Source organism: Nonomuraea turkmeniaca, assembly GCF_005889735.1.
In the GTDB taxonomy this organism is placed as follows: Bacteria; Actinomycetota; Actinomycetes; order Streptosporangiales; family Streptosporangiaceae; genus Nonomuraea; species Nonomuraea turkmeniaca.
Genome location: NZ_VCKY01000036.1, coordinates 1 through 13,998, shown reverse-complemented (window position 1 = coordinate 13,998; position 13,998 = coordinate 1). Strand labels below are relative to the sequence as shown.

Below are 13,998 nucleotides of genomic sequence, written 5' to 3'. Positions count from 1 at the left end.
GCCCGATGACAGGATGCGCCGTGTTACGCAGATTTAACCGTCGTCATGATAGCGAGCATTAGCTGACCTGTTGAGGTGTATCGCCTTGCAGGCTCGGTGTTTGCGCAACGATCCGGGCCTATAGTGCGGCAATTTGACGGTCGACACACAAGCAGAAGATGAGTTAGCGTGTGAGGCCAGCCCCACCTGAACGAAGGAGGAGGAGCAGGGATGGCCGAGCGGTCCTTTGCCACCGAGGTCCAGCAGCTGCGCCATGGCGCCGGGACCACTCTGCACGTCGAGGGCATTCTGGCCGTCACCAAGGCCCTGCTTCAGTCCGGGGTCGCCTACGTGGGTGGTTACCAGGGCGCGCCGATCTCCCACCTGATGGACGTGCTCGGCGACGCCCGGGAGATCCTCCAAGAGCTGGACGTCTATTTCGAGAACAGCGCGTCCGAGGCGACCGCGGCGGCGATGCTCGCGGCCTCGGTGCACTACCCGCTGCGGGGCGCCATCACCTTCAAATCCACGGTGGGCCTCAACGTGGCGTCGGACGCTCTGGCCAACCTGGCGAGCGGCGGCGTCACGGGCGGGGCGCTGGTCATCCTCGGCGAGGACTACGGCGAGGGCTCCAGCATCATGCAGGAGCGCTCTCATGCCTTCGCGATGAAGTCGCAGATGTGGCTGCTGGACCCCCGGCCGAACATCACCGCGATCGTCGAGGCGGTCGAGACGGGGTTCGAGCTGTCGGAGGCGAGCAACACTCCGGTGATGCTCCAGTTGCGGCTGCGGTCCTGCCACATGCACGGCGCCTTCGTCGCCAAGGACAACGTGCGACCGCAAATGACGATCAAGGACGCGATCGAGCAGCCCAAACGGGACCCCAGCCGGATCGTGCTCCCGCCCGCGAGCTTCCTGCACGAGCAGGAGAAGATCGGCTCCCGCTGGCCCGCAGCGGTGGAGTTCATCCGCGAGCGCGGCCTCAACGAGGTCTTCGCGGGCGATGCCGCCGACGTCGGCATCATCGTCCAGGGCGGCCTCTACAACACGCTCAACCGGGCGCTGGAACTGCTGGGCTGCTCGGACGCCTACGGCAACACCCGGATCCCGCTCTACGTCATGAACGTGACCTATCCGGTCGTGGACTCCGAGATCCTCGAGTTCTGCGAGGGCAAGCGGGCGGTGCTGATGGTCGAAGAGGGCCAGCCCGACTACCTCGAGCAGAATCTCCACGCCATCCTCCGGCGCGCCGACGCGAGAGCCGTGCTCCACGGCAAGGACCTGCTGCCGATCGCCGGCGAGTACACCGCGACCGCGGTGACCCGCGGCCTGTCCGCTTTCTTGAACAAGTACCGGCCCGAGGCCGTCGAGGGAGCACCCGCGCTGCTGTTGCCCGACGACGACCCCGGCAGCCCGTTCGCCCCCCGGGTGGAGCCCAAGGCGGTGCACGGCCGTCCGCCGGGACTGTGCACCGGCTGTCCCGAGCGGCCGATCTTCAGTGCCCTCAAGCTCGCCGAGCGCGAGACGGGCAAGCAGCACCACATCAGCGCCGACATCGGCTGCCACCTTTTCTCCATCAACGAGCCGTTCAACCTCGGCGCGACCACCATGGGCTACGGCCTGGGCTCGGCAGGCGCGGCCGCCCTGAACTCCGCCGAGGCCGACCGCCGGACGATCGCGGTCATGGGCGACGGCGGCTTCTGGCACAACGGTCTGACCAGCGGTGTGGGCAACGCCGTCTTCAACGGCACCGACCAGGTGCTCCTCGTGGTCGACAACGAATACGCCGCGGCGACCGGCGGCCAGGACGTCCTGTCCTCCCAGGCCGACAATCCGATCCGCTCCACCAAGCACCCGATCGAGAAGGCCGTGCGCGGCGTCGGGGTCACGTGGGCCAAGACGGTCACGAACACCTACAAGGTAGGCGAGCTGCGCGACCTGTTCGTGGAAGCGCTGACCTCCAAGCAACGGGGCCCGAAGGTCATCGTCGCGCAGAGCGAGTGCCAGTTGAACCGGCAGCGCCGCGTCAAGCCTGAGACGAACAAGAAGATCAAAGAGGGCAAGCGCGTCGTCCGGCAGCGTTTCGGTGTGGACGCCGACACCTGCACCGGCGACCACGCCTGCATCCGGGTGTCCGGGTGTCCCTCCCTCACGATCAAACCGAACCCCGACCCCATGCGGACCGACCCGGTCGCCACAGTGATCGACAGTTGCGTCGGCTGCGGCGTGTGCGGAGCGAACGCCCACGCGGCATCGCTCTGCCCGTCGTTCTACCGGACCGATGTGGTCGTCAACGAGACATGGTGGGACCGCGCACTCACCAAGGTGCGGACGGCCTGGATCAGGGCGCTGTCCGCACCCGTCGAACGCCGCGCGGCGAAGTACGAGGTGGTTTGATGTCGAGCTGGAAGTCCGGGCGGCGCCCGATAACGATCGCGATCCTGGCGATGGGAGGAGAAGGCGGGGGTGTCCTGTCCGACTGGATCGTCTCCGTGGGCGAGGCCGCCGGGTACACCGCCCAGAGCACCTCGGTGGCCGGGGTCGCGCAGCGTACCGGCGCGACGGTCTACTACGTAGAACTGTTCCCGCCGTCCGAGAAGGCGCCTGCCGAGCGCGCCCGGCCCGAACCGGTGCTCAGCCTCTTCCCCACTCCTGGCGAGGTCGACATCGTCATCGCCTCCGAGCTGATGGAGGCCGGGCGGGCCATCCAGCGCGGTTTCTGCACCCCCGACCGCACGACCTTGATCGCCTCCACCAACCGGGTCTACGCGATCACCGAACGGATCGCGCTCGGCGACGGCCGCGCCGACAGTGACCAGTTGATCCAGGACGCTCGTGCCGCCGCCAAGCGCTTCGTCGGCGCGAACTTCATGCACCTCGCCGAGCAAGCACGCAGCGTGATCAGTGCCTCGCTGTTCGGCGCGCTGGCCGGTTCGGCGGCGCTGCCGTTCACCCGCGAGCAGTTCGAGGCCGCGGTGCGTACGTCAGGGAAGGCCGTCGAGGCGTCCCTCGCCGCGTTCGCCCTCGGGTTCGACGCGGCGCGGCAACCTGCGCCCACGCCCGCGCCCTCCCGCCCGGCAGGCAGCGGACCGGTACCGGTCGCCATTGGCCGCCGCCCTCCGCACGATGCCGCAGCCGAGGCCGCCACCGCGGAGGAGGAGCGACACAGGACGCTCGCGGCCACCGACCCGGGGCAACTCGTCGGACCGGACCTTCAGGCGCAGGCGGCTCGGGTGGCCGAGTTCCCCGAACCTGCCCGCTCCATGCTCCTGCACGGCTGCGTACGAACCGCCGTCTACCAGGGGGTGTCCTACACCGACCGTTATCTCGCCCGGGTCGCCCGGGTGGCGGCCCTGGAGTCCGAGGACAAGGGTGCCGCGCGCCTCACCACCGGGACGGCCCGCCACGCCGCGCTCTGGATGTGCTACCAGGACACGATCCACGTCGCACTGCAGAAGATCCGGCGGCGCCGGATCGCGGGCATCCGCGAGGAAGCGCACGCCAAGTCCGGCCAGCTCATGCAGGTCCGCGAGTACCTCCACCCCCAGATCGACGAGATCACCGACACCCTCCCCACCCGCCTGGGCCGGTGGCTGGCCGGCTCGGCGCCCTTCCGTCGAGTCGTCACGAAGCTGACCCGCAACGGGATGGTCGTCAACACCACCTCCGTCGCTGGCTTCACGGCGCTGTGGGTGATGGCCCTGATGCGCCCGCTGCGGCCTCGCTCGCTACGCTTCGGCCGGGAGCAGGCGGGGATCGACGACTGGCTCGACCTCGTCGTGCGGACCGCGCCCGACGACTACGACCTGGCCTGCGAGATCGTCGAATGCCAGGGCGTGCTCAAGGGATACGGGCAGACCCACTCCCACGGCAGCGAGAGTTTCGCCGTCCTCATGGACTCTGCACGACGGCTCGCGGGCCGTCCCGACGCCGCCTCCGCGCTCGCCCGGCTGCGCGACGCCGCGCTCGCCGACGACGACGGCACCACGCTTCGTGCCGCCGTCACCTCGGTCTTGGGAGAACGGCTCTCCGACGAGCGACCCACCTTGATGCGCTGACTGCGCCGCACCCCTTGGACATGGAGCGGGTGGATGTCCGTGTGTGAGTCAGGGGAGGAGGCGAACCCGGTTGCGCAAGACACCGATCCCGTCGATCTCGGTTTCGACGAGGTCGCCGTCGGCGAGGAATCGCGGCGGATCCATGGCCGCGCCGATGCCGCCGGGAGTGCCGGTGAGGACGAGATCGCCGGGCCGGAGCGCGGTGAAGGTGGAGATGTAGGCGAGCAGCGTGGCGCAGTCGAAGACCAGCGTGCGGGTGTTCGCCCGTTGGACGAGCTCGCCGTTGACGCGGCAGCGGATCGCGACGCCGGCGAGAGGGTCGAGATCATCGGGCGTGACCACGACCGGACCGATCGGTGTGGTGCGGTCCCAGGCCTTGCCCTGGAACCATTGCACGGTGCGCCTCTGCCAGTCGCGCACGGAAATGTCGTTGGCGACGGTGTAGCCGGCGATGGCGGCCGCGGCCTCGTCCCGGTCGGCTCCGCGGATCGGGCGCCCGACCACGACGGCGAGCTCGGCCTCCCAGTCCAGGGCGACGTCCTTCGGCGCCACGATCTCTTCGGCCGGCCCGAGCAGGGTGTCGGCGTGCTTGGCGAAGAGCGTCGGGTGGGACGGCAGATCACGGCCGGTTTCGGCGATGTGGTCGGCGTAGTTCAACCCGCAGCAGATCACCTTGCCGGGACGCGGCAGCGGGTTGACCGGACCCCAGCCCGGCAAGGGCTCGCCCGGCTCGGCAGGCTGCTCGGCGAGCAGCCAGGCTCCCAGGTCCGCGGCGGGAAGACGCCGCCAGAGGTCGTCGACGAGAACGGCGGCGGTGCTCGTGCCCGCACCTCGGGACACAGTGGCGAGCTTCATGTACGTGACTCCTCAACGGCACCTATGTATCGTATTTTTCACGATCGTCAGATATTGTCAATATAGCATCAAGTCGAGAGGAAGCCTCGTGAAGCCCATCGCCATCAACCCCGACAGCCTTCCGAAGCCCAGGGGCTACTCGCACGGCACCCTGCACGGGAACACGCTCTACCTGGGCGGGCAGACCGCGCTGGACGCGAACATGCGCATCGTCGAAGGCGGGATCGTCGAGCAGTTCCGCCAGGCTTTCGGGAATGTGCTGACCACCCTGCGGGCGGCCGGAGGAGAGCCCGCTGACCTCGTCAGCATCACGATCTACCTGACCGACGTCGAGGACTACCAGGCGCACGGCAAGGAGATCGGTGAGGTCTGGCGGGAGCTGGCCGGCCCGGTCTACCCGGCCATGGCCGGGATCGGATGTACGAGGCTCTGGCAGCCCGAAGCCATGATCGAGATTCTTGGCACAGCCGTGATCCCGGAGGAGCGGCTGAAGACCCGCGCATAACGCGGAATTCCCGTCCGATCCAGATGATCGGACGGGATTTCGTCCACGTCTTTCAGATGGAGATGCCGGTCCGGCTCACGGCCGCCACCGCGCGTGCCGGGTGGTGGTCACACCCTCGCGGATCAATTGCAGACGCGGCTTGGGCCCGTCGGTACGTCCCGTCTGCGGCTTGCGGCGGCCGGGGCGCCAGGGGTCGGGCCACGCCGCCCCGGGTCCGGTGTAGGCCTGCTCGGCGGCGGCGTGCAACGTCCAGTTCGGGTCATAGAGGTGGACCCGGCCCAAGGCGCACAGGTCGGCGCGCCCGGCGAGCAGGATCGAGTTGACGTCGTCGTAGGAGGAGATCACGCCGACCGCGATCGTCGGGACATCGACCTGGTTGCGGATCTTGTCGGCGTAGGGAGTCTGGTACGACCGGCCGAAGGCCGGTTTCTCCAGCGGGCTCACCTGGCCGGTGGAGACGTCGATCGCGGCGGCGCCGGCGGCGGCGAAAGCGCGAGCGATCTCCACGGCGTCGTCGCCGGTGATGCCCTCGTCGATCCAGTCCGTGGCCGAGATCCGCACGGTCATGGGTTTGTGCCGGGGCCACACCGCACGCATCGCGGCGAAGACCTCCAGGGGGTAGCGCAGCCGGTTCTGCAGGCTTCCGCCGTAGTCGTCGCTGCGGTGGTTGCTGATCGGGGAGATGAAGGACGACAGCAGGTAGCCGTGCGCGCAGTGCAGTTCCAGGAGATCGAAGCCGGCCTCGTCGGCGCGGCGGGCGGCGTCGGCGAACTGCTGCTTGATCTGCTCCATGTCGGCCTGGGCGAGCTCGCGGGGGGTCTGGTTGACCCCTTCCTTGTACGGCAGGGCGGACGGAGCGACGACCTCCCAGTTGCCCTCGGGGAGCGGCTGGTCTATCCCCTCCCACATGAGGCAGGTGGAGCCTTTGCGTCCGGAGTGGCCGACCTGGATGCCGATCTTCGCCTTGCTCTCGCGGTGCACGTAGTCGGTGATCCTCCGCCAGCCGGCCGACTGCTCCTCGTTCCAGATGCCGGCGCAACCGGGCGTGATGCGGCCGCTCTCGGAGACGCAGACCATCTCGGTCATGACCAGACCCGCGCCGCCCAGCGCCTTTCCTCCCAGATGGACCAGATGGAAGTCATTGGGGACCCCGTCGACCGCCCGGTACATGTCCATCGGCGACACCACGATCCGATTGGCGAGCTCCAGCTCGCCGAGCCGGAAGGAGTGGAACATGGGCGGCGTCCCGGCTCCGTCCCCGGCACGGCCCGACTGCCGGCCGGCGAACCAGGCGTCGACGCGGGCCACGAACTCAGGGTCGCGCAACCGGAGGTTGTCGTAGGTGACACGACGGCTCCGCGTCATGATGTTGAACGCGAACTGCTCCGGCTCCTGGCCGACGTACTGCCCCAGGTTCTCGAACCATTCCAGGCTCGCCTGCGCTGCCCGCTGAGTGGACTGGACGACCGGCTTGCGCTCGGCTTCGTAGGCGGTGAGCGCCTGGTCGAGGGTGGGCTGCTCGTGCAGGCACGCGGCCAGGCTCAGGGCGTCCTCCATGGCCAGCTTGGTGCCTGAGCCGATGGAGAAATGTGCGGTGTGGGCAGCGTCGCCCAGGATGACGATGTTCTCGTGCCGCCAGCTCTCGTTGCGGACGGTGGTGAAGCTGATCCACTTGCTGTTGTTGGCGAGCAGGGAGCAGTCGCCCAGCTCTTCGGAGAAGAGCTCCTTCACCCGCGCGATCGACTTCTCGTCGGACTCGCCCGGAGCGAACTCCCGGTTGGCGAGCTCGTCGAAGCCGGCCCTGCGCCAGACGTCCTCGTGCATCTCGGCGATGAAGGTGCTGCCATGGGCGTCGAACGGATAGCCGTGCCCCTGGATCACGCCGTACGGCGTTTCGAGGACGTAGAACTTGAAGGCGTCGAACGCCTTGTCCGTGCCGAGCCACATGTACTTGCAAGCGCGCCGCTCCAGGTCCGGGTGGAAGGAGTCGGCGTATTTGGAGCGCACGAGCGAGTTCAGCCCGTCGGCGGCGACCACCAGGTCGTGGGTCGCGGCGAGCTGTGCCACGTCGGGTGCCTCCGCGAGGAAGTTGATCGTGACGCCGAGCTCCCGGCAGCGCTGTTGCATGATCTCCAGCAGCCGCTTGCGGCTGAGCGCCGCGAAACCGTGGCCTCCGCTGGTGAGCACCTGTCCCCGGTAGTGGACGTCGATATCGTCCCAGCGGGCGAACTCCGACTCCATCTGACGGTAGATGGCGGGATCGGCGTGCTCGATCCCACCCAGGGTCTCGTCAGAGAACACCACGCCGAATCCGAAGGTGTCGTCCGGAGCGTTGCGCTCCCAGACGGTGATCTCGTGTTCGGGTCCCAACTGCTTGGCCAGGACCGAGAAGTACAGCCCGCCCGGGCCTCCTCCGATGACCGCAATCCGCACGCTGTCCTCCTCCTGTGACGACGGGCCGAGGTCAAAGTATCGCGCTGATTCAACGATCGTCAACAAAACGCAATGACTCTTGTCGGCTCCTCGCCCGAACATGGCCCCGGACCTGGCATCATGCGGCCCGAGGCGTCGCGGAACATCTGGACTCGGTATTGACAATCCATGACGACCGTGAAAGATACGAGATATTCAACGGCTGGATCCTGCTTGCCCCAGACCGTCCGAATCCCGATCGAAACGGAGCCGACCCGTGGAGCCCGACTTCAGCAAGTACCGCCTCGAGGGCGACAACTCGATGTATCGACTGCCCAGTGGTCTGGTCGCTCCGGTCGTGACACGCGGCGGTGCCGAGGACGCCAACACCGCCGACTCGGGCGGGGCCGTCCGGATCTCGGGGGTCAGCATTCAGCACACGCCGGCCACCAGGCTGTGGTTCGGCAAGGTCAGCAACGAGCCCGGCTACCGCTCGGTTTCGCACCATCACGGCGAGGCCGAGACCGGCGGCTACGTCCTGTCCGGCCGGGCCCGCATCTATTTCGGCGAGAAGTTCGAGGACTACGTCGACATGGAGGAGGGTGACTGGGTCTTCGTGCCGCCGTTCATGCCGCACGTGGAGTGCAATCTCTCGCGCTCCAAGCCGCTGGTGTGGATGACCACGCGCACGCCGGAGAACATCGTCGTCAACCTGCCCGACGTCGCCGACACCGACCTGCGCGACTGGCTGGACCGATGACGACCGGGACGCTCACGACCTCCGCGGTCTTCACCTCGGCGGTCACGCTGACGCCCACGGACCCGGAGCACTTCGACCTCGCCTACACCGCCACCACCCAGCCCTGCCCGTGGCCCAAGGCGTACGGCGGCGACCTGGTCGCCCAGGCCGCGGCCGCGGCCATGCGGTCGGTGTCCGACGGCAAGACCTTGCACTCGATGCACAGCTACTTCCTCCGGCCGGCCGACATCGGCGCAACGGTGCGGTACGAGGTGGAGCTGCTGCGCGACGGTCGTGGCTACAGCAGCCGCCAGGTGCGCGCCTACCAGAACGGCAAGCCGGTCTACGTCTGCCTGGCGAGCTTCGCCGCGGGCGAGGCCGGCGCGAGTTTCCTGGCCGAGCCGGCCGGGATCGTCCCCGGGCCCGACGAGCTGCCCGCTTCGGCGGCGTACCTCGCGGAGCGGAGCGGCGGCTCGATGACCGAGGAGTCGAAGGCTTACTGGTCCGCGGGCCGGAGCTTCGACATGCGGCACGTGCCCGGCCCGGTCTACCTCACCGTCGAGGGCGAACAGGTGCCGCACCAAGCGGTGTGGCTGAAGCCGTTCGACGCGCTCCGGCCTGTCGAGGGACTGAGTGAGGCCCAGCGAGACCTGGCCGCGCTCGCGTACGTCTGCGACTACACGATCCTGGAACCCGTACTGCGGGTGCTCGACCTGCCCTGGGCCAAGCCCGGGCTGATCACCGCCAGCCTCGACCATGCCATGTGGTTCCACCGTCCGGGACCGGTCGGCGACTGGCTCCTCTACGTCCAGGAAGCCGTCGCCGCCGACGCCGGTCGCGGCCTGGCCGCCGGCCGCTTCTTCACCCGCGACTACCGTCACCTGGCCACCGTCGTCCAGGAGGGCTTGATCCGCACCACCTGACCGCCACACCCCCGGCGGCTCATGGAAGGACTTCCTTTCTTGTCCCCTTCGACCTCGGCGCACGTCGACACGTTCGCGCGCGATCACCTGCCTCCAGCACATCTCTGGCCGACCATCGAGTTCACCACACCGGATCTGCAGTACGGCAACCGGCTCAACGCCGCCACGGAGCTCATCGACGTCCCCGTCGCCATGTTCGGGGCCGACCGGCCCGCGCTGCGCACGCCGACCGGGGAGACCTGGTCCTACGGCGAGTTGCGGACGCGTGCCAACCAGATCGCCCAGGTGCTGACGGAGGACCTCGGCCTGGTTCCGGGACAGCGTGTCATGCTGCGCTCCCCCAACAACCCGTGGACGGTCGCGGCCTGGCTCGGGGTGCTCAAAGCCGGCGGCGTCGTCGTGACCACGATGGCCGCCCTGCGTGCCCGTGAGCTCACCCCGATCGTGGAGCGCACCCGGCCCTCCATCGCACTGGTCGACCACCGGTTCGCCGACGAGGTGCGCACCGTCCGGGACACCGCGCAGCCGTCACTGACGATCCTGGAGTACGGCGGGACGGGACCCGAGGACCTCCGCACGCGGGCCGCCGCCAAGTCCGGCAAGTTCACCGATGTGCAGACCGCCGCCGACGACGTGGCCCTGCTCGGGCCGACCTCCGGCAGCACCGGCGTCCCGAAGATCACCGTGCACTTCCACCGCGACATCCTGTCCATCGACAACACCTTCGGCCGTCATGTGCTGAAGCCGGCCGCGGACGACCTGGTGGCCTGCTCGGCCCCCCTCGCCTTCACCTTCGGCCTCGGCATGCTCGTCGTCTTCCCGCTGCGGGCCGGGGCCTGCACCCTGCTGACCGAGGCGGCCACCCCGCTGCAACTCGCGGAGATCGTCGAACGCGAAGGAGTGACGGTTCTCGCCACGGCGCCCACGGCCTACAAAGCCATCCTGAGAGAAGGCGCGGAACGCAAGCTCGCCGGGCTGCGGACCGGGGTGTCGGCAGGCGAACACCTTCCCCAAGACACGTGGGAGCAGCTACGGGAGCGGCTCGGGCTCAGGATCATCGACGGCATCGGCGCCACCGAGATGCTGCACATCTTCATCGCGGCCGCCGGCGACGAGATCCGCCCCGGCGCCACCGGCACGCCGATACCGGGGTACCGCGCCGCCATCCTCGATCCCGACGGCTCCGAGCTCGGCCCCGGCGAACCGGGGCTCCTCGGCGTCATCGGCCCGGTCGGCTGCCGCTACCTCGACGACCAGCGCCAGAAGAACTACGTCCTCAACGGCTGGAACGTCACCGGCGACATCTTCCACAAGGACGAGGACGGCTACTTCTACTACCAGTCCCGCACCGACAACATGATCGTCTCGTCGGGTTACAACATCGGCGGGCCCGAGGTCGAGGCCGCCATCGATGCCCACCCCGACGTGCTCGAGTGCGCCGTCGTCGGCCGCCCCGACGCCGAACGCGGCTCGGTCGTGTGCGCCTTCGTCGTGCTCCGCAACGGCGTGACCGGCGACGACGCCAAGGCCAAGGAGATCCAAGACCACGTCAAGCAGGTCCTGGCCCCCTACAAATACCCCCGTGACGTGCGGTTCCGCGACTCCCTGCCGCGCAACACGAACGGCAAGCTGCAGCACTTCAGGCTTCGCGAAATCGTCCAGAACGAGCAGGCGGCCGTGCCGTGACCTTATCCGGGCTCGAACCGCCGCTCCGGCGGCTTGCGTAACGGGCTTGCCTGCGCTCAGGCCGGTCGGTCCCTTCCGCGACTCAAAACAGACCCCCGACCCAAGAACCCCCCCATCCGCTGAGGAGACCCCCATGTCCCATCAGAGTCCACCGTCCGCGACCCTGCTCCGCAGGCGACCTGTGAGCCAGGAGGACGTCTGACATGACGTCCGCGACGTTCTCTCACAAGACCGCCCCCGGAACCCGGCACGCCGTCACGATCACCCGCCGGGTCGAGTGGGCGGACACCGACGCCGCCGGGCACCACCATCACGGCGTCATCCTGCGCTGGGCCGAGGCCGCCGAGGCCGAACTCCTCCGCCGTCTCGGCCAGGAGCAACTGTTCGGCCGCACCCCCAGGGTGCGATACGAGGTCGACTACCGGGAGCGGCTCTGGTTCGGCCAGACCGTCGAGATCGAGCTCGCCATCGCCCACCTCGGCGAGAAGTCGATGCGTTACCAGTTCACGGTCCGCCACGGATCGAGTGTCGCGGCGGTCGGGAGCGTGGTGGTCGCGTTCGCGGCCCCTGACGCCGCCCACGCCGTGCCGTGGCCCGATGATGTGCGAGCCGCTTTGGAGGCGCTGTGAGCAACAACGCGGGGCCTCGTGACTCGAGGTCGAGGATCGTCGTCATCGCGCTCTGCAGCGCGGCGATCATCATCGACGGATATGACCTGATCGTCTACGGCACGGTCGTGCCCACCCTGGCCGACGGGTCCGCCGAGTGGACCCTCGGCGCGGCCGAGATCGGCCGGATCGGCTCGTACGCGCTGATCGGGATGTTGATCGGCGCGATGGTGATCGGCACGATCACCGATCTGGTGGGACGCAGGCGCGTCATGCTCGGGTGCATCGCGTGGTTCTCGATCGCGATGGGCCTGGCGGCCGCGGCACCCACTGTGGAGCTGTTCGGGTTCGCCCGCTTTATCGCCGGCATCGGTCTGGGCGGCGTCGTGCCGACGGCCATCGCGCTCACGATCGAGTACGCCCATCCGAAGCGCCGCAGCACCACGAACGCGTTCATGTTCTCCGGGTATTCGATCGGCGGCATCGTGGCCTCGCTGACGGCGATCGGCGTGATCCCGGCGCTGGGCTGGCGTGCGATGTTCTGGATCGGCGCGATCCTCGGTTTGCTGCTGCTGCCGGTGGCCTGGCGGATGTTGCCCGAGTCGGCGAACTACCTGCTCCTCCGCGGGCGGGACGCCGAGGCCGCCGAACTCGCCGCCCGTTACGACCTGACCTTGGAGAAAGCGCCCCCGCGTACCAAGGAGGGACCGGCGGGCGCGATCAAATCGCTCTTCGGACGGCCGTTCCTCACCGGGACGCTCCTGTTCTGGCTCGGCACCGGCGCGGGACTGCTGCTCGTGTACGGGTTGAACACCTGGCTCGCGCAGATCATGCGTCAGGCGGGTTACCCGCTGGGGTCGGCGCTGGCCTTCCTCCTGGTGCTGAACCTCGGCGCCATCGTGGGCACGCCGCTGCTCGGCATGGCCGCGGACCGGTTCGGCTCCAAGCCTGTGACGTTCGGCATGTTCGCCGTCGCCGCCGTGAGCATCTTCCTGATGAGCTTCCGATTGCCGAGCGCGCTGCTGTTCGCGCTCGTCGCCATCGCCGGCGCGTGCACCATCGGCACGACCGTGCTGGTCAACGCGTACACGGCGAACTTCTACCCGGCCCACATGCGGGCGACCGGATTGGGCTGGGCGTTGGGCGTCGGCCGGCTCGGCGCGATCTGCGGACCGATCTACGGCGGCGCCGTCCTCGCCTCTGGCTGGGGTATCGAGGCGAACTTCTACGCGTTCGCGATTCCCGCCGTGGTGGGGGCGCTGGCCATGCTCATCGTGCCGGCCCGGCAAGACGTGGTGAGTGAGAGCCGGCGGGAGGCCGACCGAACCGCGGCCTCCCAGCCTTAGCTGACCCCCGTCCGGCGGTCCTTCGGCGGGCCCGGGGTGGGTGGCGGCGCCACGACGATCTGATTGGAATGCGGCGGCGCCCTCCCCCGGGCGGCGCCGCCGCTCCTGGCAAATGTTGTGATCAGTGCTTTCCCGCACCGGCCAGCGCGTCCTCAGCCTGAGCAGCGAGGGCCTCGACGAGATCGGCCGCGGATGGCAGGTCGTTGATGAGATCGACGGCCTCGCCGGCCCAGACCGGCAGCGGGGGTATGTCGCCTCGGGCTATGCCGTCGTGATACGCCTGCCTGGCCTGAGGGTCGGCGGCCAATTCGGCCTCCCGGCCGCGCCATTGGTCGAGGAACGGGTGCTCCAGGGTGCGGGCGGGGTATTTCGCCGGCCACCGGGAGCCACGGGCGATATCCAGCACGGTGCTGCGCTCGGTGTGATCCCCATCTGCCTCGATGATCGCCTGGATGATCGAGGGGTCGGCGAGGGCCTCGGTCGTGGCCTGGAAGCGAGTGCCGATGAGCGCCCCCGCGGCACCCAGGGCGAGGGCGGCGGCCACGCCGCGCCCATCGGCGATCCCCCCGGCCGCCAGCACCGGCACCGGTGCCGCCAGGTCCACCACGACGGGCACGAACGGAAGGGTGGACCGCCCGCGCCGGGCCCCATGCCCGCCGGCCTCGGTGCCCTGCGCCACGATGACGTCGGCGCCTGCATCGACCGCCTGCTTGGCCTCTTCCAGATCGGTGACCTGGATGATCAGTGCCGCGCCCGCCTGACGGACCCGATCGGCGAACGGGCGCGGATCACCGAAGGACAACATCACCGCCGCGGGGTTGTGCTCCAGCGCCCGCTCGACCGCGCCGATATCGATCGCCCAGGTCAGAAAGCCCACACCCCACGGT

At 68.9% G+C, this 13,998-nt stretch carries 11 protein-coding genes; 8 read left to right on the top strand and 3 right to left on the bottom strand.

What is annotated here, in order from left to right:
• The first annotated feature begins 210 nt into the window (after positions 1 to 210).
• Both ETD86_RS13340 and ETD86_RS13335 read left to right on the top strand, forming a co-directional pair.
• Positions 211 to 2,376, top strand: a complete 2,166-nt coding sequence (locus ETD86_RS13340; RefSeq protein WP_138666458.1) for a thiamine pyrophosphate-dependent enzyme — start codon at positions 211 to 213, stop codon at positions 2,374 to 2,376.
• Positions 2,376 to 4,037, top strand: a complete 1,662-nt coding sequence (locus ETD86_RS13335) for an indolepyruvate oxidoreductase subunit beta family protein (protein ID WP_138666457.1) — start codon at positions 2,376 to 2,378, stop codon at positions 4,035 to 4,037. Before ETD86_RS13340 ends, ETD86_RS13335 begins: the two co-directional genes overlap by 1 nt.
• A 48-nt stretch (positions 4,038 to 4,085) precedes the next feature.
• Here the strand turns inward: ETD86_RS13335 and ETD86_RS13330 are convergent, their stop codons facing one another.
• The gene (locus tag ETD86_RS13330) at positions 4,086 to 4,892 is read right to left on the bottom strand and encodes a fumarylacetoacetate hydrolase family protein (protein WP_138666456.1); all 807 of its coding nucleotides are present in this window, start codon (positions 4,890 to 4,892) and stop codon (positions 4,086 to 4,088) included.
• 88 nt (positions 4,893 to 4,980) lie between these two features.
• On the opposite strand from ETD86_RS13330, the gene ETD86_RS13325 reads away from it, so the two are divergent.
• The gene (locus ETD86_RS13325) at positions 4,981 to 5,397 is read left to right on the top strand and encodes a RidA family protein (protein WP_246147886.1); all 417 of its coding nucleotides are present in this window, start codon (positions 4,981 to 4,983) and stop codon (positions 5,395 to 5,397) included.
• Positions 5,398 to 5,472: 75 nt separating this feature from the next.
• On the opposite strand, the gene ETD86_RS13320 is transcribed toward ETD86_RS13325, so the two are convergent.
• Positions 5,473 to 7,830: a bifunctional salicylyl-CoA 5-hydroxylase/oxidoreductase gene (locus ETD86_RS13320; RefSeq protein ID WP_138666454.1), complete on the bottom strand. Its 2,358-nt coding sequence runs from the start codon at positions 7,828 to 7,830 to the stop codon at positions 5,473 to 5,475.
• 256 nt (positions 7,831 to 8,086) lie between these two features.
• Between ETD86_RS13320 and ETD86_RS13315 the strand changes: the two genes are divergently transcribed.
• The 5 genes from ETD86_RS13315 to ETD86_RS13295 all read left to right on the top strand — a co-directional run bounded on the left by ETD86_RS13315 (position 8,087) and on the right by ETD86_RS13295 (position 13,111).
• On the top strand, positions 8,087 to 8,569 hold the full coding sequence (locus ETD86_RS13315) for a cupin domain-containing protein (protein ID WP_138666453.1): 483 nt from the start codon (positions 8,087 to 8,089) through the stop codon (positions 8,567 to 8,569).
• On the top strand, positions 8,566 to 9,471 hold the full coding sequence (locus ETD86_RS13310) for an acyl-CoA thioesterase (protein WP_138666452.1): 906 nt from the start codon (positions 8,566 to 8,568) through the stop codon (positions 9,469 to 9,471). Before ETD86_RS13315 ends, ETD86_RS13310 begins: the two co-directional genes overlap by 4 nt.
• A gap of 39 nt (positions 9,472 to 9,510) precedes the next feature.
• Positions 9,511 to 11,157: an AMP-binding protein gene (locus ETD86_RS13305; RefSeq protein ID WP_342779266.1), complete on the top strand. Its 1,647-nt coding sequence runs from the start codon at positions 9,511 to 9,513 to the stop codon at positions 11,155 to 11,157.
• A gap of 203 nt (positions 11,158 to 11,360) precedes the next feature.
• Positions 11,361 to 11,786, top strand: a complete 426-nt coding sequence (locus ETD86_RS13300) for an acyl-CoA thioesterase (protein WP_138666450.1) — start codon at positions 11,361 to 11,363, stop codon at positions 11,784 to 11,786.
• Positions 11,783 to 13,111 carry an MFS transporter gene (locus ETD86_RS13295; RefSeq protein WP_246147885.1) on the top strand — a complete coding sequence of 443 codons (1,329 nt, stop codon included), beginning with the start codon at positions 11,783 to 11,785 and terminating at the stop codon, positions 13,109 to 13,111. The genes ETD86_RS13300 and ETD86_RS13295 overlap by 4 nt, the downstream gene beginning before the upstream one ends.
• Before the next feature lie 121 nt (positions 13,112 to 13,232).
• On the opposite strand, the gene ETD86_RS13290 is transcribed toward ETD86_RS13295, so the two are convergent.
• Positions 13,233 to 13,998, bottom strand: a 766-nt coding sequence (locus tag ETD86_RS13290) for an NAD(P)H-dependent flavin oxidoreductase (protein WP_138666449.1), incomplete at its 5' end; no start/stop codon positions are given.

What these genes read in the sequence shown, in the direction of transcription:
- ETD86_RS13340 (WP_138666458.1), top strand. Translation starts at nt 211, where the DNA reads ATGGCCGAGCGGTCCTTTGCCACCGAGGTCCAGCAGCTGCGCCATGGC.
- ETD86_RS13335 (WP_138666457.1), top strand. Translation starts at nt 2,376, where the DNA reads ATGTCGAGCTGGAAGTCCGGGCGGCGCCCGATAACGATCGCGATCCTG.
- ETD86_RS13330 (WP_138666456.1), bottom strand. Translation starts at nt 4,892, where the DNA reads ATGAAGCTCGCCACTGTGTCCCGAGGTGCGGGCACGAGCACCGCCGCC.
- ETD86_RS13310 (WP_138666452.1), top strand. Translation starts at nt 8,566, where the DNA reads ATGACGACCGGGACGCTCACGACCTCCGCGGTCTTCACCTCGGCGGTC.
- ETD86_RS13300 (WP_138666450.1), top strand. Translation starts at nt 11,361, where the DNA reads ATGACGTCCGCGACGTTCTCTCACAAGACCGCCCCCGGAACCCGGCAC.